Genomic DNA, 21,107 nt, shown 5'->3' with positions numbered 1-21,107 from the left:
GCCTGCGAACGGGGGGCTTGCCCCCCTGAGCAGGCGGACGCCCGGCAAGACAGGGGGGGTCCAGGGGGATCTCCCCCTGGTCCGGGGACCGGGAGCGGAAGCCCCCGCCACGGCGCTACCGCCGGTTCGCATCCCGCGCCCTGGGCGGCGTCACGATCCGATCCGAGGTCGCGTTCTTCCTCAGCCGATCCGGCGTCGCCGCCTTGGACAGGCTCGCCAGCGCGATGAACCACGCTTTCGGCATGTCGGTCGGCAGGCCCACGGGCACGCCCGCGAGCTTCGGCGTCTCGGTGAAGCTGCGCCCCGGCTCCTCGAATTCCGGCGCCGTGCAGTTGATGCAGGGATAGCCGCCCGAGGTGCAGGAGCCCGACCCGTTCCAGGGCCTGATGTTGCAGTCGCCATGGGCCTGGGTGCCGATGCAGCCGAGATGCTCCATCATGCAGCCGACGTCCGACAGCTCCTCGGCGCTGGCCTTGTACTCGTAATACTCGTTGCGCGAACAGCCGTGGTGCACGAGGTGGTCGGCATAGAAGCGCGGGCGGCGCAGGGGGTCGAGATCGCCCTCGGCGAGGCCCCCCTCGGCCAGAAGGGCCAGCGTCTCGATGATCCAGCCGGGGTGCGTAGGGCAGCCGGCGACGTTGACCACGGGCAGGCCCGAGGCGCTGCGGAACCCTGCCCCAAGGACGCCGCCTTCATGCGCGCCCTCGTATTGCAGGCCCGCGGCGTCGGTGACGTTCGGCCCCGCCGCCGTCACGCCCCCCCAGGCGGCGCAGGAGCCGATGGCGACCACGTCGCGCGCCACCGCGCCCAGCTCCCGCACCCAGTCGAGCATCGGCTTGCCGGTTCCGGCCATGACGTGGAAGCGGCCGGTGCCGTTCGGCCCGCGGGCGATCGCCCCTTCGACGCACAGAACGTCGAGGCGCTCGTCGCCCGACAGGCAGCGGCCCATGATGGCGCGCGCCTCGGCCCCGGTCTCGAGGCTCAGCGCCGGGTGCCACAGGATGCGGATGCCGAACAGCTCCAGCTGCTCGGGCAGCCCCGGGTTCTCGGCGCACAGAAGCGACATGGTGCAGCCCCCGCAGCCCGCCGATTGCAGCCACAGAACGTTGAGGGTCATGCCCCGCCTCCCTGCCCGGCCGCCGCCGGGGCGCCGTCATCCTCGCCCGCCGCGGGAAGCTCCATGCGGAACACCGCGCCGCCGCCCTCGCGCGGGCGGGCGGTGAGGGTCCCGCCATGCTCCTCGACGATCTTGTAGGAGATCGAGAGGCCGAGGCCCGTGCCCTCGCCCACCGGCTTGGTGGTGAAGAACGGATCGAAGATCTTCAGCGCCACGTCCTCGGGGATGCCCGGGCCGCGGTCGGCGACCTCGAGCGTCGCGCGGCCGCCCTCGCGGGCCAGCGTCAGCTCCACCGGCGCCTCGGCGCCGTTTTCCGTGGACTGGGGACCCATCGCGTCGATGGCGTTCTGCACGAGGTTCATCACCACCTGCTGCACGTGGCCCTGCCGCCCGCGGGCCAGCACCGGCCCGTCGGCATGAACCGTCACGCGCGCATGGCTGCCGCGACCCTTCACGACCCAGAGGGCCGCGGTCTCGGCGCAGGCGGCGAGGTCGAAGGCCTCGATCTCCCCGGTCCCGTCGCTGGACAGCCGCCGCAGGCTTTCGACGATGTCGCGCACCCGCTCGGCCCCCTCCAGCGCGCCGGACACGGCCTGGCGCAGGCGCAGCATGGCGCGGTCGAGCTTGAGGTCGCGGCGCAGCGCGACCAGCTCTTCGCGGCTCGCGCCCGCCTCGACCTGCTCGAAATAGGTCTCGAGCTTGCCCGCGTAGCGTTCCAGCGCGTGGGCGTTGCCGTAGACGAAGGAGATGGGGTTGTTCAGCTCATGCGCCACGCCCGCCACGAGGCGGCCGAGCGAGGCGAGTTTTTCCGAGTGCACGAGCTGGCTCTGCGCCGTCTTGAGGGCGGCGTGGGAGCGTTCCATCTCGTCATAGGCGCGGCGCAGCTCGCCCACCGGGCGGCCGATGAGGACGGCTCCGAGGAACCGGCGGCGCGAATCGCGGCGCGCGGCGATGCCGAGCTCCAGCGGCGCGGGGCCGGTCGGGGTTTCGATGGACCGCTCGGCATGGGGCGCCTCGGCGCCCGAGCGGGCCTGCTCGAAGGCGCGGCGCAGGGGGGCGCGGTCATCCTCGGCGAACAGGGTTTCGAAGGGCGCGCCGAGCACCGCGTCGCGCCTGCGCCCGGCGAGGGCGAGGAAGGCGCTGTTGGCCTCGATCACCTGCCCGCCGGGGTCGCAGACCAGCAGCGCGTCGGTCATCGAGCCGAGCACGCCGTCGAGGAAGGCGCGCAGGCCTTCGAGTTCCGCGTTGCGGGCCTCGAGCTGGTTCTGGTGGTCGATGAGCTCGGAATAGGTCCGGTCGATGGAGGCGAGCACGTCGACCCAGGCCTGTTCGGGCATCTCGCCGCCGCGGGGCGGGGCCTCGGGCGGCGTCTGGGTGGGATCGGGGGTCATGGGCGTCATGCTGGGGCGCCGCGGGCGCGGCTTCAAGGGGCGGCGTGCGGGGGCGGCCCCGGGGTCGCCCCCGTGGTCGGTGGAGAGTCGGCCCGGGGTTGGCGGAGGGTTGGCGGGGGCCTGTCGGCGGCGGCCTTGCGGGGCGCGGAAAATTCGTCGCCCGGGGGCCTTGCATCGCGCCCGGGCATCTGTATAAACCGCCCTGCGCCGGACAGGTGGCCGAGTGGTCGAAGGCGCACGCCTGGAAAGCGTGTATAGGGGCAACTCTATCGAGGGTTCGAATCCCTCTCTGTCCGCCACTTCCCCCCTTCAGGCAAGGGGTTGAAGACAAAGGGGAGATCGGCCCGCAAGGCCGCTCCCCTCTTTCTTTTCCAGCGATCCTCTGCACGCCGGGCGCCCCATCGCGCGGCGCGCCCCCGCTTGCGGGCGCGGGCCCGGGCCGGACGCGTCTCGTCCCCCCTGCCGCGCCCGCGCAGCCCCCGTCGCCGTCGCCGCCCGCGCCGGTCAGGGATAAAGGCCCTGCGCGCCGCGCGCGAACATGCGCCGCGCCGCCGCCGCCCAGGGCGCGCCGTCGCTGGCGGCGTAGGTCCAGTAGAGGCCGCCGCCCGGGGGCGGAACGGTCCACTCGTCGAGATGGATGCCGCCGCCGCGCATCTGGTGCCCGACGCAGCCATATCCCCGCGCCAGCCAGTATTGCCCCAGCTCCGCCAGCTCCAGCCCCTGGACCTGGCGGCCGCCCGCGTCGAAGACATGCACGTCCGCGGCCCGGCCGCCCTGGCCGAAATCATCGTGGCGCACGCTGCCCGTCCGCCGCGGGCCGCGCCCCTTCCGGTCCTGCCCGCCGCTGTAGATGTTCACGGTGCAGGAGGGGCCGTGCACGGCCTCGACCGCCTCGAGGATGCGGCGCTCGAGGTTCGGCGTGCAGGGGCGGTTCCGGATCGCGCGCTGGTTGGTGTAGCGCAGCCGCGTCGTCGCCGCCGCGGGGGCCGCGCCGTCCGCACTCCGCCCCGGCCCGAAGGCGGCGGGGACCGAGCGGGCGGCCCCGGCGCCCTCCTCCCCCCAGGCGCCCTCCGGGCCCCAGGCGGATTCTTCCCCCCATGCGGCCTCCAGGCCTGGCGCGTCCCGCGGCCCCGCCCCGGGCGCCATCGCCGCGATCGGCCCGTCATCGAGATCATCGTCGGCGTCGTGACCGGGGACCTCGCCGTGGGCGCCATCGCCCGGGCCGCCCGCCCCGAGACCGTCGCGCACCGCCCGCGCAACCGAGGCGCCCTCGGTCGGGTCGCGGTCGGACTGGATCTCGCCATGCCCGTAGACCGCGCCCTCGTCGATGCCGAAGGCGGCGCAGAGCGCGGCGGCCAGCGCCCGGGCCGTCTCCTCCTGCACCGGCGTCGGGCTGAAGCGCGCCTTGCCGGCGCCGACGCAGGACACGCCGATGGCGTTCTGGTTGCGCGCCTGCCGCCCGAAGGCCCGGCGCATGGCGTGCCCCGAGGGCTTCACGTGGTTGGTCCGCTTGGTCAGCGGCGCGCCCTGCACCACCCGCCCGGTCGGCGAGACGTAGAAGTGATAGCCGAAATGGCGCCCGCCGCGGCCCGGATCGCCGTCGATCTGGTACTGGACGTACCAGTCGATGTCATGCGCCGGGCCGGTGTGGTGGATCACCACCGCCGCGAAGGGCTCCCGCCCGCGGGTGGCCGAGCGGCCATAGGGGCAGGACGGATCCGCCCCCCACTCGATGACAAGCCCGCCGGTCCCGGTCGCGCGGGCGCCGTCGGCCGAGATCTCGACCCCCGGCCGCGGCGCGCCCGCCGGGACGGGAAGGCCGGGCGGCAGGGGCGCGCGCCCCTGCCCCGAGACGGCCGCTTCCAGCGCCGCCAGTCGGTGAAGGATGTCCTGGGTCATTGTCTCGCTCCTCTCAGACGATCACGGCGTAGGCTTCGGTGAAGGCGGCGCGCGCATAGTCTTCGCTGGCGACCGCGTAGCCGCCGTCGCCCCAGCCCGCGCCCCAGCTGTTGCGGATGATGAACCCGTCGCGGGTGTAGCCCACGAGGGCGACGGCATGGCCGCCCCGGGCGCCGGCGGGGTCGTAGCGGTCCAGCCGCCCGCCCGTCGCCGCCGCGTCCTGGAAGGCGTCGTCGACGTCGAGCCGGGTCAGGATCGGCCCGTTCTGATAGAGCCAGCGCCGCCATTCTGCGGTCGAGCGACCGAGATTGTGGTAGCTGGCGATCTTCAGCGCCGCGGCCTGGGCGTAGAACACCCGCTCGGCGCCGCGATAGACCTCGCGCCGGTCGAAGGGCAGCACCTCCTCGGTCACGCAGCCGAGCTTGCGCGCGACGTCGAGGGCGGCCTTCAGGCTGGTGCCGGCGTCCTCGATGAAGCCGGTCGGGCGGTGGGTGAAGACGTCGGTCTCCTTCGCCGCCATCCAGATGAAGCGGACCGAGAGGCGCTGCTGCGGGGCGATCCGCCCGGCCCGCTCGAACTGCCAGCGCAGCACCGAATCCGCCGCGGCCCAGCCGACGCAGGACCCGGTCATGCCCTGGTCGCCCACCGCCCACCAGTCGGCGCGCAGGTCGACCTCCTCCGGCAGCGGCGCGGCGCGCACGAGATCGGCCCCCTCGGCCTCGGCGACGCCCCAGTCGTCCTCGGCGCCCTTCGACGGATTGCAGTTGAGGATCCGCGCCCCGTCCCCCGCGCTCCCGGCGCCCCGGGGGGGCGGCGCGGCGGGGGCGGCGGGCGCGGGCCCGGCCGGGAAGGTCAGCGCGAAATCCAGCGCCTTGTTCCAGCGGTTGACGAGGCCGCGCCAGAACCGGCTGCTCTCGTCGCGGAACCGGCGCTCATAGACCTCGCGCGAGGCGCGCAGGCGGCGCAGCAGCGCGGCCGGGTCGGCCTCGGCCCGCGCGACGGCGCCGCGCGTGATCGGGCCGACCACCCGGTCGGTGGCGACCCCCACCGCGTGCTGGACGATCCAGGCCGCGCCGCCGGGCCCGCGGTTGAACACGCAGTCGCGCAGGTAGAACTCCACCGGCAGGGTCGCGCACCAGCGGTCGGCGGCGTCGGTATAGCCGGCGATGAAGGCGATGGCGTAGGCCTCGGCCTCGTCATGCCGCCCCGCCTCGATCAGCGCCACGAGGTGATCGGCCTCGGCCTTGTGATACCGCTCGTTGATCCCCGCGACCTCGTAGCGCCCGCCGCCGTCGCCGGGGGGCAGCCGGTAGACCATCAGCCGCCCGGTCGCCGGGTCGCGCCGGGCCTCGTAATCGAGGATCCGGCGCGCCATGCGGTCGCGATCCGCGGGGGCGCTGGTCGCCGGGGCGCCCGGCGCGGCGACCGTCGCCGCAATCGTCGCCGCGTCCGCGCCCGCCCCCGCCTCGGGATCCGCGTCGCGCGAGGAGTAGGTGGCGGCGGAGGCCGGGCGGGCCTCGGCGCCCGCCCCGGCCCCCTCGGCGTCGCGGGCGAGGCGCGCGGCGACGGCGGCGGAGAAGGCCGCCGCGATGCGCCCGAACCCGGCGTCCTTGGGGTGAATCTCGTCATGCCAGCTGTTGCGCGACCCGCCGACCGTGCCGCGCAGGTCCACGAACTCGAAATCCGGCCGCTCCTGCGCCATGCGCGCCAGGAAGGCGGCGAAATCGCCGAGGATCCGGCCGACGATCTTGCCCCCGAGCGCGTGCGGGATGCCCAGCGACGCCAGCGGCCGGCCGATCCAGGGGCCGTCCGGGTCGATGGGCGGGACGTCATAGGCATGGCCGAACACCGGCATCCCGGGCCGCGCGGCCTCGAGCCCGTCGAGGATCGCCTCGTAGCCCGCGCGCACCCGCGCCATCAGCGCCTGGTAGGCGGGTTCGTCGAACAGCGCCGCCATGTCGTCCGCGCCCGACCAGGGCCGCAGCACCCCGGCCAGCCGCCCGTCGCCCAGCAGGTCGTTCCCCCCGCCCGAGAGCAGGAACGCGTCCGGCCGCCGCGCCTCGAGCGCCGGGAGGTATTCCTGCCGCGCCGCGATCCGGTCGAGCAGGTCCCCCGCCTCGCCGAAGCTGAGCACCGCCTTGTCCGCCTGGTCCGAGAGGTGGTCGATCACGTCCCGCAGCAGCACCGGGTACTGGAACCAGCTGTCGCCCTCGGAGACGATGGTGATCCCGTCGAACCCGCCGAGGATCCTGAGGTTGAACGCCACCTGCCGCTTCGCCCGCGCGATGCGGTTCAGAAGCGAGAGGCCGGGGCCCGGGCCGCCCGGGGCGCCGTCCGGGGCGGCCTGCGCCGCCCGGAGGGGCCCCTCCGGTTCCGCTTTGGCGCCCGTGCGCAGCGCGAGGGCCGGGGCGAAGGGCGCGACGGCGGTTTCGGCGGGCGCGAACAGCTCGCGCTCCAGCGCCTCGAGCGCGGCGAGGTCGTTCGCGGCGACGGCGTCTTCGATCCTCTGGTCAATCGACATGTCTCGTCTCCCCTGGATTCGGGGGGCGTTCCCCTGCCCCCACTTGGCCGCCGCGCCGGGGGCGCGGGGCTGGCGCGGCGGGCGGCCCCGGGGACCTTCCGCCGGGCTGCGGCCGGGGCCGCGCGTCACTCCTTGGCGGCCTCGGCGATGGGGGCGGGCAGGAAGCATTCCGCCGTCGCCGTCAGCATCGTGTCGTTGGTCGCCTTGAGGGCGGCGCGCTGGGCCTTGACCTTGGCGCGCGTTTCGTCGGCCTTGGCCTCGGCCTTCTTGTCCCCGGCCTCGGCGACTTCGGCCGCCGTCTCCGCCGCCTGGGCGGACGCGACAGCGGCGACGGCCTCCGCGCCGCTGTTCTTCGCGGCCTCGGACGCAGACTTGAGCGCGGTGAAGCTGGCGGCGTAATCGGGCGGCTGGCGGATCAGGCCGCGCCGCAGCTCGACCCGCGCCTTCATGTAACCGCCCTGGACGATGGACTTTCGCTGGTGGTCGAACTCGGGATGCTCCGCGTAGAGGCCCTTGAGGTGCAGGCTCGCCTGCCCCGCCCGGGCCACGCAGCCCACCTGGGTCGAGGCGTCGAGCAGCGCGTTGATGGCGGCGGGGCCGTTCATGTACTCGGTCCCCGCGGCCAGCACGCCGCCCGCCAGCCCCGCGCCGCCCGCGACCGAGGCCGGCCCGCCGAAGGCCAGCCCGCCCACCGCGGTGGCGGCGGCGGCGATGATGCCCACGGCCGCCGCGTCCTGCGCGGTCGCCACCTGGTCGGCGGCGGAGACATAGGTTTCGGACAGCGCCACGCCGTAGGAGATCAACTGGTCGAACTCCTCCAGGTGCAGCGGCGAGGCATGGGGCGAGTTCACCTTGCCCGTCGCCTTGTCGATCGGCTTGCGCTCGTTCTGCACGAGGTCGGCGCCGGGCGCGCAGGCCCCGGCGAGCATCGCGGCGAGGGCGATCGCCCCGCCCCGGGATCGGGTCTTCGGTCTGGGGGTGGTCATGGTCGGCTCCTTCGCCTCTGGTTTCAGGATCGCTTGCCGCGATCGGGGAAAGCGGGACGGGGCCCCGCCGGAAGCATCGGCGCGAGGTCGAGCTCGAGCGCGCCCGGCAGCCGGTCGAGCCGGTCCGCGACCATCGCCCGGAACTCCTGCCAATCGCGGGCGAAGGCCGCCGGGCAGGCCGCCGCCGACCAGCGCCGATGCGGCGCCGCGCGGTCCAGGCCCTGCCCGATCCGGCGCAGCAGCACCGCGGTCAGCAGCGCGGCGCGGGCGTTGGCGGCGGGCTGGTCGATGCCGCGGCGCCCGCAGATCTTCACGCCGATGCCGCGCGCGTCGGCGCCGCGGGCCTCGCGGCCCGTCTCGTCCACCGCCAGGCGCCCGAGGGCGCGCCGGTCGTCGACGGTGAAAAGCCAGGCCGCGTCGGCGGCGCCCGCCACGCCGCGCGCATGGGCTGCTGCGGCGGCGGCGGCGCCGGGGGCGGCGGAAAGGTCGTCCCCGGCGCCGAAGATGGTCACGTGGTCCGGCGCGATCAGCGCGCCCGGGCGGTCGGGCCGCCCCGGGGGGATCCTCTCGAGCGAGAGGTTCAGCCGCGCGCGCATCTCCTGCTGCGAATACATCGGGGCCCCCGCCGTCAGACCGTGCGCGCCGGGCGGGTGCAGGGGGCGGGCCCGGCGGCGACGGCGGGCCCGCCCCCGGGCGCCGCCGGCGCCGCCGCGCCCGGGATCGCCCCCGGCGCGGCCAGCGCCGCCGCCACCGCCGCCCGGGCGTTGACGCAGCCATGGCCGTAGCGCGGGTCGGGCACGGCGTACTGGTCCGGCAGCGTCCGGGCGGTGTCGGCCAGGATCCGCTTCACCTCGGCCGCCGACAGCGACGGGTTGGCGGCCAGCACCAGCGCGCAGACCCCCGCGACCAGCGGACAGGCGCTGGAGGTCCCGCCGAAGCGGTCGGCGCTTTCGACCGTGTAATCGCCGCGCGCATAGCCCGCGGGGCGCACGCTGCCGGCCGAGGTCACCTCCCACCCGGTCATGTCGGTGGTGACCACGCCCCAGCCCCCGGCCCCGCTCGAGGGCGCGGCGATCCAGATCTCGGCCCCCTTGTTCGAGTAATGCGCCTGCGCGTCCCGGCTGGTGGTCGCGGCGACGGCGATCACGTCGGGATGGATCGCGAAGCCGTTCACCGACCCGGCGGCCGGGTCGTTCACGTCGCGCGCCTCGTTGCCCGCCGCGAACAGCACCACGCAGCCCTTGCCGTCCCGCCCGTCGCGCGCGGCGCGCTCGATCATCCGCGCCTTGCGGGTCGAGAGCGGGAAGTTGCGCGCCCGCGCGCCCCAGCTGTTCGAGATCACCGCGGCGCCGGACTGGACCGCGAAATCGAACCAGCGTTCGAACCCCGCATCGGTGATCGAGCGTTCCATCGCGACGGCGACGAGGCGGCTGTCGGGCGCCGCGCCCACCACCCGCCCGCCGCTGCGCCGGGCCAGCGCCACCCCCGCCACCGCGGTCCCGTGCCGCCGCCCCGGGCGGGGCCGCCCCACCGGCCCCCCGGTCTCGGCGTCTAGGGTCGCGTCCGCCTGTCCCCACAGGTCGGGATGCGACAGGTCGAACCCGTCGTCGATGATGGCGACCCGCACCTGCGGCAGCCCCGTTTCGGGCAGCAGCGCCCAGGCGTCGGCGACCCGCGCGTCGGCGCCCTTCACGTAGCCGACCGAGGTCCCGTCATGGGTCCCCTCGTTGCGCAGGTGCCATTGCAGGGGGGCGAGGTCGTCCTGCGCGGGCGCCCCGGCCCCGCAGGTCTCGAGCGGCACGCCCAGGTCCGGCTCCGCCGCCGCGACGCGCGGGTCCGAGAGCAGCCGGCGGCTGACCTCCACCGGGTTGCGCGAGGCGGAGGTGGCGGTCGCCAGCAGCCCGTCCGCCCCCCGCGCCTCGAGCACGCCGAGCCCCAGCTCGGCCAGCAGCGCCGAGCGCGCCGCATCCGGGACCCCCGCCTTGAACTCGAGGTAGATCTCCCCCGTCGGGACCAGCGGCGTCGGGTCGGCGCCGACATGCCAGACATGGGTGCCGAGGCCGATCTCGGGGCGTTCGCGGCGCCGGTCGAGCCAGTCCTCGGCGCCCGCGTCCGACAGGCGCACCACCTCGAACCCGCCCAGCGCCCCCTCGCGCCGGGCGGCGCCGCGCGCCGCCTCGAAATCCATCGCGTCCTCGAAGCTGCGGGCCGCGCCGCTGCGCGGGCGCAGCCCGACGAGGTCGTCGCTCTTGCTCAGCGACAGCCTGGCGCCGCCGAATTTCAGCTCGATCGGGTCGGTCGTCACGGGTCAGCCCTCCTGCATCCTGTTGCGGCAGCGATGCGGGAAGCCTCGGCCCCGGGGGGTCCGAAAAGCGTGAGCCGGGGCGTGAGTAAAACGTGAAACCGACCGTGAAGGGGCGGGCGGGCGGCCCGGGGCGGCGCGAGGAGGCCCGGCGCGAAAGGACGGCGGGAAAGCGAAAGCCGCGCCCCCCGGGGAGGGGGCGCGGCGAAAACGGGCGGGCGCGGGCGCGAACGGGCGCGGCGTCAGTCGGCGCGGAACCGCACCCGCATCCGCCGCGCCTGGCTTTCGGAATGGAAGCCCTTGCGCGGGATGTCCTCGCCCTTCAGGCGGTCGAGATGCACCAGCTGGCGGCGCGCGAACCGCTCGACCCGGGCCGAGCGGGAGGCGAGCGTCTCGGGCGTGTCGCTGGGGACCTGGGGGCGGCCGAGAGACAGCGGGCGCAGGATCGCGTCCACCGTGGGCAGCGACGGCGCGGCGGGGGGCGCCGCCCCGGCCTCCGCCTCCGCCTCCGCCTCCGGCCCAGCACCGACCCCGGCCCCCGTCCCGGCCCCGGCCCCGGCCACCGTCCCGGCCCCCGCTTCGGCGGCGTGCAGCGCCCGGGCGACGCCCTCGGCGATCAGCCGGGCGATCTGCGGCGCGGCCACGCTGGTGCCGTTCAGCGCCACCGCGGCGCCGCTGCGGGTCCCGGCGCCGAGAATGCCGCCGATGGCGCGGCTGGTCTCGCTCGGGGCCACGTGGTCGGGCGCGTAGATCCGGGCCGAGCCCGCGGCGCTGTAGGGCGCGACGGCGAGGTTGTGCGCATAGCCCCCGGCGACGACGGTGACATGGGACTGGGCGCGGCGCGCCAGCTTGCGGCCCGCCTTGTCGTCCCCGGCGATCCCGGGGGCCTGCGCGTCGTCCCCGTCTTCCTGCTCGACCTCCAGATCGATGGCCTTGAACTTCACGCTCGCAAGGCTCGAGAGGGTGCCGTTGCGGCGGATGTCGCCGGTTGCGTATTCGCGCACGGCCAGGTCGGTGTTCGCCTCGAAGCGCCCCTCGTCGGTGACGCGCGACTGGAACACGCTCTGCCGTCCCCGCGGCGCGAGGTTCGAGACGCTCTCGTCGCGCAGGATCCAGCCCTCGAGCCGCCCGCCGACGCCGACCCGCGCGCACAGCCGCAGCCGCCAGTCGCCCGCCGGGGCCAGCGGCTTGTCATGGTCCATCCGCCGGGTCGGGGCGAGGGCGATAAGGATCCGGGTCTCGAGATCCGCCTTCCCGCGCCGGTTCTTCCGGCTCTTCGCCTCGGGGTCGAGGGGGCGGTCCACGGCGACCCGCGCCGCCGCCCGGGTCGCGGGGAGGCAGCCCGGGTCGGGCGCGCCCGCCGCCCCGCCATCCGGCGCCCAGGTGCAGGTCTTCGGGTCCTGCGCCTCCGCCTCGGGGACGAGGATCCAGGCCCGGGGCGCGTGCTTCTGCTCGATCGCCTTGCTGATGTCGAAGGTGATCGGATCGACGCCCGGCGCCTCCAGCGTCAGCGTGATCCCGGAGGCGTTCTTCGGGCACCAGAGCTCGAGGAAGCTGCTGGTGCGGTCCTCGTGCGGGACGTGGAAGCTCTCCTCCAGGCGCTGGCGCTGCGGCTGCTGCGCCACGCCGGTCCCGGCATGGGTCCGCAGCAGGTGCGAATTGCCCGCGGGCAGCACCACTTCGACATAGGGCGCGGGCCCGTCGAGGGCCTGCGCCAGCGCCATGTAGTCGGCGATGGCGTCGGTCAGCCGGGTCTCGAGGATGCTGGCGCCGTTGCGCGCGCCGCTGGTCAGCCCGTAGCTGAAATTGACGACCAGCGGGACGGCGGCGCCGAGCGCCTCCGAGATCGCCGCGGCGCGGGCGAAGACGTGGTCGATGGCGTCGAAGGTGGCGGCGAGCTGGGTCGCCCCGGAGGAATCCTGCGAGGCGAGCACCGGCAGCTGCACCCCGATCAGCCGGATGTCCCCGGCCAGCCGCGCGCCCTCCGCCGTGCCGCGCGCCTCGGGGCCGTACCCGGCGGCGAGCGAGGCGACGTGGCAGCCATGGGCGTAGCGCGCATGGAGCGGCGAGGGCGAATAGCCCCTGCCCCGCGGCCGGGTGACGCCGAGCCGGTCGAGGATCGCCCCCTCGGACAGGCGCGCGGGATCGTTCAGCAGCGCGTCCACCTCCGGGGCCGTGATCTCGCGCCCGTAGCGGACCGAGGCGGCGTCCGGCGCCGCCGCGTCCTGCACCCAGAGCGAGGCGAAGCGGCAGCGGCGCCCACCGTCCTGCGCCCTGAACAGGAAGTCCTCCTGCGCGGGGTTGAAGCTGTCGTCGATCACCCCGACCAGCACCGTGCGCGGGCCGAAGACGGTCTCGTCCACTTCGAAGGGCACGGGCGTCGCGGCGGGGATCGAGGTCGCCCGCAGCGGCATCGGCGCGGTGATCGCCTTGATCGGCGGGACCGCGGGCGTCTCGTCGAAGATCACGCCGCCCGCGGCCTTGCGGATATCGGTGCGCTCATCGAAGCGCGGGCCGCTGGAGGTCTTCTCGCGGAACGCGAGCACCGCGACATGGTCGAAATCGCCCTCCTCGGCCTCCAGCTCCCGCGACCGGCGGAAGGCGCCGGCATAGCGCAGCAGCCAGTGCGCATAGCCCTCGGTCAGCGCGACCTTCTCTCCCGCCTCGCCGTCCAGCGGCTGCACCAGGTCATCGGCGACATCCGCGCGCCAGACGAGCTTTCCGGGCATCAGGGCGCCTCCCACTCGGCCGCGGCGCGCGCGACGAGCGCGCGGAACAGCGAGCCTTCCCCGGGCGCCGCGACGTGGTGCGGGGCCCCGAGGGTCACGCGGTCGTCGCCGTTCTGCAGCGCGCCCGCATCGGTGAACAGGTCCTCGTGCACGAAGTCCTTGTCGGCCTGCTGCATCCCGTCGAAGGCGAAGGTGGCGACCGGGGTCCCGCCCGCTTGCGTCGTCGCCGGGTCGGCCCCGAGGCCGAGCAGCGCCTGGCCGATCACCGCCCCGAGGGCGGCGCCGGCGACGGAGTCCACCGGGTAGTGCACCCCGGCGATGGTGCGGTTGATGGCGATCCGCTCGGCCATGCGGAACAGCATGTCGGCCAGTTTCTGCGCGCCGACGGACCCGGCGCCGCCCGCGCGCGCGGCGAGGAACCCGTTGAGGAAGGTGGCGACGGCATAGGCCTCGGCCGCGTGGCCGCTGGGCAGCGTGCCATGCCCCGGCGTCGGCAGCATCGGCTGCACCTGGGGCGAATAGGCGTCGGGCCGGTGACAGGCGAGGATGTGCTTCACGTCCAGCACGCAGGCGCTGGCGACGGCGTAGAGGATGCCGACCAGCTCATGCGTCCAGCGCCGCTGGCCGGGATGCAGGCCGATGACGTGGTTGAAATAGAGCGTGGTGTACCCCGCCTGGGTCAGGATCTCGGTCGCCCGGTCGGCGCGCAGGTCGGCATAGCTGCGCAGGAAGCGCAGCTGGGCCTTGAACGCGTCCGCGTCCGGCGCGGCGAAGCGCGCGAGCACGGCGGGCGCCGGCGCGGCGATGTCGGGGCCGAGCGCGTGCAGCGCGGCCCCGGCCTTGTCCTGCGGCGTCGCCCCGGGCGCGACCGTGGTGCGGAAGGCGGCCAGCACCTCGCGCAGGATCACGGCCGAGCGCACCGCGGGCGACCAGGCCTCGAGATTGTCCACCGCGCCGGGCGTCCGCGCCTTCGGCGTCATCACGTCGGCCACGTCCCAGCGCCCGACGATCCCCTCGCGCGCATGGAGCAGCCCTGCGGCCGAGGCCCCGTCGACCGAGCCCGCCGTCGCCGCCCCGCCCGAGATGCCGGTGATCCCGGTGATCCCCGTGCTGCCGGAAATGCCGGTGATCCCGGTGATGCCCGTGATCCCCGTGATGCCGGTGATCCCCGTTATCCCGGTGATGCCCGTGATCGTCGCCATGTCGAAGCCTCCTGCTGCGCGGAAAGGTCGGTGTCGAAAGCCCGTCGCCTAAAGGTCGGAGCCGAAAGCCCGGCGCCTAAAGGTCGGAGCCGAAAGGTCAGTGCCGGGGAAGCCCGGCCGAGGACAGCGTCTCGGCCCAGTCCCGGCCGGTCGGGTAGGCGGCGGCGGGATGCCGCGCGAGATAGGTCTGCACCGTCAGCGTCGGGTCCAGCGCCCTGAGCGCGCGCATCGAGGCGGCGGCCTCCGCCTCCCGCCCCATCTTCGCCAGCGCCACCGTGCGCACCCGCAGCGCCGAGACGTGGTGCGCATTGGCGTCGAGCGAGCGGTCGATCACCCCCAGCGCCTTCTCGTAAAGGCCGTCGGTCACGTAGGCGGTCGCCGCCAGGGTGTCGAAGAAGTAGCTGTGCGGATCGAGCGGCGAGAGCGCGAGCGCGCGGTCGGCATAGCGCACCGCCGCCGCGCTCTCGCCCACGAAGGAATGCAGCCGCGAGCGCAGGATCGCCGCCAGCGCGTTGCTCGGCTCCAGCGCCTCGGCCGCCTCGAAGCGCCCGCGCGAGGTCTCGTGGTCATGCGCGAGGTCGGCCTGCACCATGCCGTCGACGGCGAGCGCGAAGGAATTGCGCGGGTCGATCTGCAGCGCCCGGTCGACCATCTGCGAGGCCGCCTCGGTATCCGCCGCCGCGTCCTCGCTCCAGCCCTGCGAGACCGCGAGGATGTGCCACTTGGAGATCCAGGCGTAGCCCTCGGGGCGGCCCGGCGCGCGGGAGATCAGCTCCTCGAACTGCCGCCGGGCGGTGTCGAACGCGCCCCTGGTCTGGCGGTGCATCAGCGCGATGGCGGACATCAGCAGGGCGTGGGTCTCCACGTTCGGCAGCGGCTGGGTGCGCGCCAGCTCGGCCGAGGCCGAGAGGATGCGGTGCCCGATATGGTTCGCCAGGTCATGGGCCACGCGGCTCTCGCCCGCCAGCACCGCGGCGGGGCTGTCCTCGCTGCGCAGGGTCGAGAGCAGCCGGCCCCGGCGCGCGTCATAGAGGTCGGCGTCCACCAGGAACCGCCGCGCATCCCCGCGCAGCGAGCCATGGAGCACGTAGTCCACCCCCAGCGCGCGCTGCACCAGGTCGAGGTCGACCGGCCCGCCGGCGACGCTGCGGCTGGAGAGGTGCGAGATGACGTCGATGAATTGCGAGCGGCTGAGCGCGCGCGACACCTCGAGCGCCAGCAGGTCCGAGAAATAGGCCGCGTCCTCGACCCCCCCGGGGCTGAGGAAGGGCAGGATGGCGACGCGGGGCATGATCCCCTCGTGCGCCGGGCGCAGGACCGGCGCGCCGGGCAGCGGGCCGCCCTGGCGCTTCTCGCGCAGCCAGTCCTCGAACCCGTCCTCGCGGATGTCGAGCCCCTCGAGGAACTGGCCGTCGCGCCGGTCCCCGACCAGCGCCACCCGGCCCTGGCGCAGGGCGACGTCGCTGTTGGTCACCTCGAAGCAGTCATCGAAGGCGGGGCCGAACACGGCGCGCAGGTCCGACAGGCAGCGGCGCAGGCTGGCGCGCCCATGCTCGGCATCCGCGCGCGACCACAGCAGGTCCTGCAGCCAGGCGCGGGTGTGCCGGCCGTTGGCCGCGGTCGCGAGCACGGCCAGCAGCGCCTTCTGCTTGGCGCTTCGGATCGACAGCGCGCCGCCGTCCTGCCACCTGGCGGCGAACGCGCCGTGGACCCGGATCTCGAGGCGCGTATTCACCCTGCGAATCCTTCCCGGACCCGGCCCGAAACCTCTTTTTCGGACCCACCTGGCGTCGATCCTGCCCGATGAATCGAGGATCAGGAAGCGTTTCACACTTTTTTCACAGGCGTATCTCGCGCTGTTCTGCACCTTCTGCGCGACGCAAGCGGCGGGGACTTAACGCTTTCTTGCGCCTCGCCGCGACGTTTCCCCCCGCCGGTCGCGAAAGCCGCCGCCCCGGGCGGGGCGGCGGCGCGGCGATGTCGGGCGGGGGATGGGGGCGGCGCGGCTCAGCCGCCCCCGCCGGGCGCGAGATTGCCGGGGCTGAACGGAGAGGACGGAGCGGAGGACCCGCCGGGCGCGAGGCTTCCGGGGCTGAACGGTGAGGACGGCGCCGAGGACCCGCCGGGCGCGAGGCTTCCCGGGCTGAAGGGAGAGGACGGCGCGGGAGAGGCGGGCGCGGGCGCCGCGCCGCCGGGGGCGAGGCCGCCCGGCGCGAACACGCCGCCGCCCTGGCCGCCTTGCGCAGGCGCCTCGGGGGCCGCGTCGCCCTCCTGCGCCTTGCGGGCCGCCTCGGCGTCCTCGATGGCCTTCAGGCGCTCGGCCCGCAGCTGCTCCTGCACCGCGCGCTTCTGCTCGAGGATCTGGAGCTCGCACTGGGCGCTGTCGTTCTGCGACCCCCACCACAACACCCCGGCGACCAGCGCCGCCATGATCCCCGCGACCGTGGCCGGGTGCGACAGCCGCCGCAGCAGCGGCCGGTCCATCGGCAGCGTCCCGGCCTCGAGCCGCGCCGCGCGCCGCCGCCAGGCCTCGAACACCGTGGCGAAGACGAGGGTGCCGCCGACGATGATCACCGCGACGGCGGAGATCGACGGGTCGATCCCGTAGCGGACCTTGGAGGCGAGGACGGTGGTGAAGGTGCTCTCGGCCACCACGGTGAAGACGGTGGTGTTGTAGTTCTCCATCGAGGCGAGGAAGGCGAGCACCGCCGCCGAGCCGATGGCCGGCGCCATGAACGGGAGCAGCACCTTCACGAAGGCCTGGGTCGGCGTCGCGCCCATGTCGAGCGCCGCCTCGGTCAGCGTCGGATCGAAGCGCTGGATGCGGGAGAGGAACACGAGCATCGAGTAGGAGGCGATGAAGGTCACCTGCCCCGCGATGGTCAGGAAGATGCCATCATAGAACAGGCTGTCATAGGACGCGCCCAGCGCGCTGCCCGCCCGGTCCCAGAAGATCAGGGTCGAGAGGCCGATCACCACCCCCGGCACCAGGATCGGGGCGATGAACACGGTGTAGAGCGCGGCGCGCAGCCGCTCGCCGACCTGGGAGAGGGTAATGGCCGCGGCCAGCCCGATGGGCACCGCGATGCAGACCACGCCGAAGCCGATGACCACCGAGTTGCCGATCCCCTCCAGCAGCCGCTCATCGGCGGCGAGCTTCGAGAACCAGTCGGTCGTCAGGCAGTCCCAGGGGCTGATCCGCGGGAAGGAGGCGGAGTTGAAGGCCGTCATCGCCATAACCGCCAGCGGGCCGAAGAGATAGGTGAAGAACAGCAGCAGGTAGAGGGCGGAGGGCAGCGAGTAGGAACGTTTCATCGGCCGATCGCCCCGATCGAGACGCGGAAGATCCGCATCATCAGCATCACGAAGCCGATGCAGACGATCAGCAGCACGATGGCGTAGGCCGAGCCGCGCGGCCAGTTTCCGCCCTGGTTGAACCACTGGTAGACGAGCTGCGTGAACCACAGGTTCGACGGCCCGCCGAGGATCTGCGGCGCCGCCAGCGCGCCCGCGGTCAGCATGAAGACCATGGTCGACCCGCTCGCGATCCCCGGCTTGGCATAGGGGATGACCACCTTGCGGTGGACCTGGAGGGTCGAGGCCCCCATGTCCCGCGCCGCCTCGATCTGGTTTTTATCCAAGGATTCTATGGCGTTGTAGAGGGGGAAGATCATCAGAAGGATATAGGCGTAGGCGAGCCCGGCATAGAGCGCCACGTCCTGGCCGATGAAGTCGATGGGCGCGTCCCAGAGGCCAAGGCCCATCCCCGCCTCGTTGATCACGCCGGTGGCGCCGAACAGGATGCGGAAGGCGAAGGCGCGCAGGATCTCGTTGACCCAGAAGGGCACGATCAGGGCCAGCACCAGCAGGCGGGTGGCCGCCGCGCCCGAGCTTTGCGCCAGCAGGAACGCCACCGGGTAGCAGATCGCGAGGTCGATCACCGTGACGAACACCGCCGCGACCAGCGTCTTGACCAGCGTGCCGATGTCGAGCGCGTTGTACGCGTCCTGGTTGGCCGGGCCGCCGAGGGCGAAGTGCTTGTATTGCTCGAGCGTATAGGTGTCGTTCGGCCCGCCGACCTGGCTGGGCGGCAGGTTGTGGCGGAAGCTGAAATCGAGCATCGCCAGCTGCGGCAGCAGCACCAGCAGGAACACCCAGATCGAAACGGCCAGCATCAGGTAGATCGCGACGGGCATGCCGTTGCGGTCGGCGAAGCCGCGGAACACGTGGACGAGGCCCGTGTGTTGCGGCGGGGCGGTGCGCGGGGCGGCCATCGGCTCAGGCCTTCGCCAGCGGGCCGCGCGGCAGCGCCGTGGCCATGTCGGGGGTGAAGCCGACCGCGCCCGTCGGGGCGGCGGCGGCGGCGTCGTTGACGAGGGTCATGCGGATCTCTCCGCCCCCCGGGGCGGTCAGCGACAGGTGGCGCACGGCGCCCTCGAACTCCTCGCGCAGCGGCTGGGCGGCGAAGCTGTTCTCGGCGCCCGGCATGGCGGGGGACAGCGCCTCGGGGCGGATGAAGACGAGGCAATCGGCCCCGGGGGCGAGTTTCTCATGCGTGCAGCCGACGGTGAGCGGCGCGCCGAAACCGGCGTCGACCTGCGCGAGGGCGCCATTGCGGGAGACGACCCTGGCCGGGATGGCGTTGTTCTCGCCCACGAAGCTGGCGACGAAGGCGGTGGCGGGGCGGTCATAGACGTCGCGCGGGGCGCCGACCTGCTCGATCTTGCCCTCGGACATCACGGCGACGCGGTCGGACATGGTCAGCGCCTCGCCCTGGTCATGGGTGATGTAGATGAAGGTCAGGCCCACCTCGCGCTGGATCGCCCGCAGCTCGGTGCGCATGTGCTGGCGCAGCTTGAGGTCGAGCGCCGAGAGCGGCTCGTCCAAGAGGAGGATGTCGGGCTCGACGGCGAGGGCGCGGGCGATGGCGACGCGCTGCTTCTGCCCGCCCGAAAGCTCCGAGACCTTCTTGTCGCCCTGCCCCGGCAGCGCGATCAGCTCCAGAAGCTCATCGGCGCGGCGGCGGCGCTCGGCCTTGCCCACGCCGCGGACTTCGAGGGGGAAGGCGATGTTGTCGGCGACGGACATGAGCGGGAACAGCGCGAGGTTCTGGAAGATCAGCGCCGTGGGCCGCTTGTTGGGGCCGATGCCGCGCATGTTCTCGCCGCCGATCAGCACCTTGCCGCGGGTCGGGTCCTGGAAGCCCGAGACGCAGCGCAGAAGCGTGGTCTTGCCGCAGCCCGAGGGGCCGAGGAACGAGAAGAACTCGCCCCCCGCGATGTTGAGATGGGCGTCCTTGACGGCGGTGTAGTCGCCGAACTGCACCGACACGTGGTCGAGCGTCACGTCCTTGGTCATTGGGGGCTCCGGCAGGCAGGGGTTGGCGCGCGCGGGGCGCGCCGAGGGGGCCGCGCCGCCCGCCCCGGGCGGGGGACGGGCGGCGAGGCATGGGGCGAAGGCCCTCGGGTCAGGCGGGCCCGATCAGGCGCCCCTCATCAGGCGCTCGTGAAGCGGTTCACGAACTCGGTGCGCATGTCGGCGTACCACTGCGGCTCGGCCGGCCAGGGGTTGAGGTTGGCCAGCGCCTCCCCGGGATAGGCGTCGGCGAAGTTGCGCGCATAGGTCTCTCCGGCGAACTTGTCGGCGCCGAGGACGGGCGAGTTGTAGCCGTGATGGTCGATCGCCTCGCCCGCCAGCTCGGGCATGTAGGCGTACTTGATGAACTCGTAGATCTCGTCCGTGTTCTCGGCCCCGACGGGCATGGCGAGCCCGTCGACCCAGGCCATCGCGCCCTCGACCGGGGCGGCGTACATCACCGGCTCCCCCGCGGTCTTGAGGGCCAGCGGCGGGCCGTCCCAGGTCTGGCCGACGATCACGCCCTCGTTCAGCAGGCCGTTCTTCTGGCTGTCGGCGTCGTTCCAGATCAGCTTGATGTTGCCCTTCTTCGCGATGCACCAGTCGGTGATCTTGGTCCAGACCTCGGTCATCGCCTCGGGCGAGGTGTAGGCCTTCCACACGTCGCCCTTCGCCAGCGCGCCGATGGTCTCCATGTACAGACCCGCGCCGAGCATCATCGAATGCGCGCGGCCCATGGTCTTGCCCGCGTTCTCCTCCGCCCAGACGTCGCCATAGGACGGCAGCACGCCCGCGGGGGTGAACTGGTCCGTGCGCCAGGCGATGCCCTCGGTGCCCCAGATATGCGGCAGCCAGTAGCAGGCGCCGTCCGCGAAGGCCCATTCGGTCGTGCCGATCTTGGCCATGGCCGGGTTGACCGCGTCCAGCGGGACCTTGCTCATGTCGAAGGGCTGCAGCAGCTCCAGCGGCTTCCACTGCAAGGAGCGGTTGTTGGTCGGCGAGACGATGTCGAAGCCGCGGCCCCTGGTGGCCTTCATCTTGTTGATGATCTCTTCGTTCGAGCCGATGCCGGTGAAGTTGATGGTGATGCCGGTCGCCTCGGTGAAGGCCTTGGTGAAGGTTTCGGGCAGGTAGTCCGACCACATCAGGATGTTGATCTCGCCCGAGGAGGCGAGGGCCTTGCGGCTGACGAGGGCGGGGGCGGCGAGGAAGGCGGCGGCGGCGACGCCCCCTTTCAGCACGGCGCGGCGGCCCATGCGGCCGGTCTTGTCGAAATCGCTCATCACGGAAGCTCCCTGTCGCTGGCCCGTCTGCGGATGTCGCGGGCTCGATCCGTCGCGCCGGTGTTGCGGCGCAGCGAAAATGCTGCCTTGCGGGGGAGGCTCGGGATAGAGCCACAGCGCCCATTCAAGGGGCGCCAGATTGGAAATTCGCCCGCGTTCTGAACAAGGAAAAGGCGGGGGGGGGGGAGGGGGGGGGGGGGGGGGAAAGGGGGGGGGGGGGGGGGGGGGGGTGGGAGCCCCCCCCCCCCGGCCCGGACCCGCCCGGATCGCTCAGCGCCCGGCCTCGGCGCCGGTCCCCGGCAGCCAGCCCGCCTCGACGATC

14 protein-coding genes and 1 tRNA gene are annotated in these 21,107 nt (G+C 73.7%); 1 reads left to right on the top strand and 14 read right to left on the bottom strand.

Annotation, left to right across the window (positions count from 1 at the left end):
* Nucleotides 1–115 precede the first annotated feature (115 nt).
* Nucleotides 116–1,117 (bottom strand): HupU protein, encoded by a 1,002-nt coding sequence (locus ACQ5SO_RS16215; protein ID WP_430942670.1) that lies wholly within the window; start codon nucleotides 1,115–1,117, stop codon nucleotides 116–118.
* Nucleotides 1,114–2,508 (bottom strand): sensor histidine kinase, encoded by a 1,395-nt coding sequence (locus ACQ5SO_RS16210; protein ID WP_430942669.1) that lies wholly within the window; start codon nucleotides 2,506–2,508, stop codon nucleotides 1,114–1,116. Before ACQ5SO_RS16210 ends, ACQ5SO_RS16215 begins: the two co-directional genes overlap by 4 nt.
* A 209-nt stretch (nucleotides 2,509–2,717) precedes the next feature.
* Here ACQ5SO_RS16210 and ACQ5SO_RS16205 point away from each other — a divergent pair.
* A tRNA-Ser gene (locus ACQ5SO_RS16205) sits at nucleotides 2,718–2,807 on the top strand.
* A 205-nt stretch (nucleotides 2,808–3,012) separates the two neighbouring features.
* Here ACQ5SO_RS16205 and ACQ5SO_RS16200 read toward each other — a convergent pair.
* The 12 genes from ACQ5SO_RS16200 to ACQ5SO_RS16145 all read right to left on the bottom strand — a co-directional run bounded on the left by ACQ5SO_RS16200 (nucleotide 3,013) and on the right by ACQ5SO_RS16145 (nucleotide 20,785).
* Nucleotides 3,013–4,407 (bottom strand): peptidoglycan recognition protein family protein, encoded by a 1,395-nt coding sequence (locus tag ACQ5SO_RS16200; RefSeq protein WP_430942668.1) that lies wholly within the window; start codon nucleotides 4,405–4,407, stop codon nucleotides 3,013–3,015.
* 13 nt (nucleotides 4,408–4,420) lie between these two features.
* The gene (locus tag ACQ5SO_RS16195) at nucleotides 4,421–6,928 is read right to left on the bottom strand and encodes a C1 family peptidase (protein WP_430942667.1); all 2,508 of its coding nucleotides are present in this window, start codon (nucleotides 6,926–6,928) and stop codon (nucleotides 4,421–4,423) included.
* A gap of 125 nt (nucleotides 6,929–7,053) precedes the next feature.
* On the bottom strand, nucleotides 7,054–7,914 hold the full coding sequence (locus ACQ5SO_RS16190) for a hypothetical protein (protein ID WP_430942666.1): 861 nt from the start codon (nucleotides 7,912–7,914) through the stop codon (nucleotides 7,054–7,056).
* A 23-nt stretch (nucleotides 7,915–7,937) separates the two neighbouring features.
* Nucleotides 7,938–8,528 (bottom strand): hypothetical protein, encoded by a 591-nt coding sequence (locus ACQ5SO_RS16185; protein ID WP_430942665.1) that lies wholly within the window; start codon nucleotides 8,526–8,528, stop codon nucleotides 7,938–7,940.
* Nucleotides 8,529–8,542: 14 nt separating this feature from the next.
* Nucleotides 8,543–10,219, bottom strand: coding sequence for a S8 family serine peptidase (locus ACQ5SO_RS16180; RefSeq protein WP_430942664.1), 1,677 nt, complete (start codon nucleotides 10,217–10,219; stop codon nucleotides 8,543–8,545).
* Between the two features lie 239 nt (nucleotides 10,220–10,458).
* Nucleotides 10,459–12,945 carry a hypothetical protein gene (locus ACQ5SO_RS16175; protein ID WP_430942663.1) on the bottom strand — a complete coding sequence of 829 codons (2,487 nt, stop codon included), beginning with the start codon at nucleotides 12,943–12,945 and terminating at the stop codon, nucleotides 10,459–10,461.
* A complete protein-coding gene (locus ACQ5SO_RS16170; RefSeq protein ID WP_430942662.1) occupies nucleotides 12,945–14,147 on the bottom strand; it encodes a phosphatase PAP2 family protein in 1,203 nt (400 codons plus the stop codon). Before ACQ5SO_RS16170 ends, ACQ5SO_RS16175 begins: the two co-directional genes overlap by 1 nt.
* 97 nt (nucleotides 14,148–14,244) lie before the next feature.
* Nucleotides 14,245–15,882, bottom strand: coding sequence for a hypothetical protein (locus ACQ5SO_RS16165; RefSeq protein ID WP_430942661.1), 1,638 nt, complete (start codon nucleotides 15,880–15,882; stop codon nucleotides 14,245–14,247).
* Between the two features lie 272 nt (nucleotides 15,883–16,154).
* On the bottom strand, nucleotides 16,155–17,462 hold the full coding sequence (locus ACQ5SO_RS16160) for an ABC transporter permease (RefSeq protein ID WP_430942660.1): 1,308 nt from the start codon (nucleotides 17,460–17,462) through the stop codon (nucleotides 16,155–16,157).
* Nucleotides 17,459–18,421, bottom strand: a complete 963-nt coding sequence (locus ACQ5SO_RS16155; RefSeq protein ID WP_430942659.1) for an ABC transporter permease — start codon at nucleotides 18,419–18,421, stop codon at nucleotides 17,459–17,461. The genes ACQ5SO_RS16160 and ACQ5SO_RS16155 overlap by 4 nt, the downstream gene beginning before the upstream one ends.
* A gap of 4 nt (nucleotides 18,422–18,425) precedes the next feature.
* On the bottom strand, nucleotides 18,426–19,505 hold the full coding sequence (locus ACQ5SO_RS16150; RefSeq protein WP_430942658.1) for an ABC transporter ATP-binding protein: 1,080 nt from the start codon (nucleotides 19,503–19,505) through the stop codon (nucleotides 18,426–18,428).
* 137 nt (nucleotides 19,506–19,642) lie between these two features.
* Nucleotides 19,643–20,785, bottom strand: a complete 1,143-nt coding sequence (locus tag ACQ5SO_RS16145; RefSeq protein WP_430942657.1) for an extracellular solute-binding protein — start codon at nucleotides 20,783–20,785, stop codon at nucleotides 19,643–19,645.
* Nucleotides 20,786–21,107 lie beyond the last annotated feature (322 nt).

This window comes from Rhodovulum sp. DZ06, assembly GCF_050586345.1.
Lineage (GTDB): Bacteria > Pseudomonadota > Alphaproteobacteria > Rhodobacterales > Rhodobacteraceae > JBOCEF01.
The sequence above is the reverse complement of the archived record's forward strand: the minus strand, read 5'-3'. Positions and strand labels throughout refer to the sequence as shown.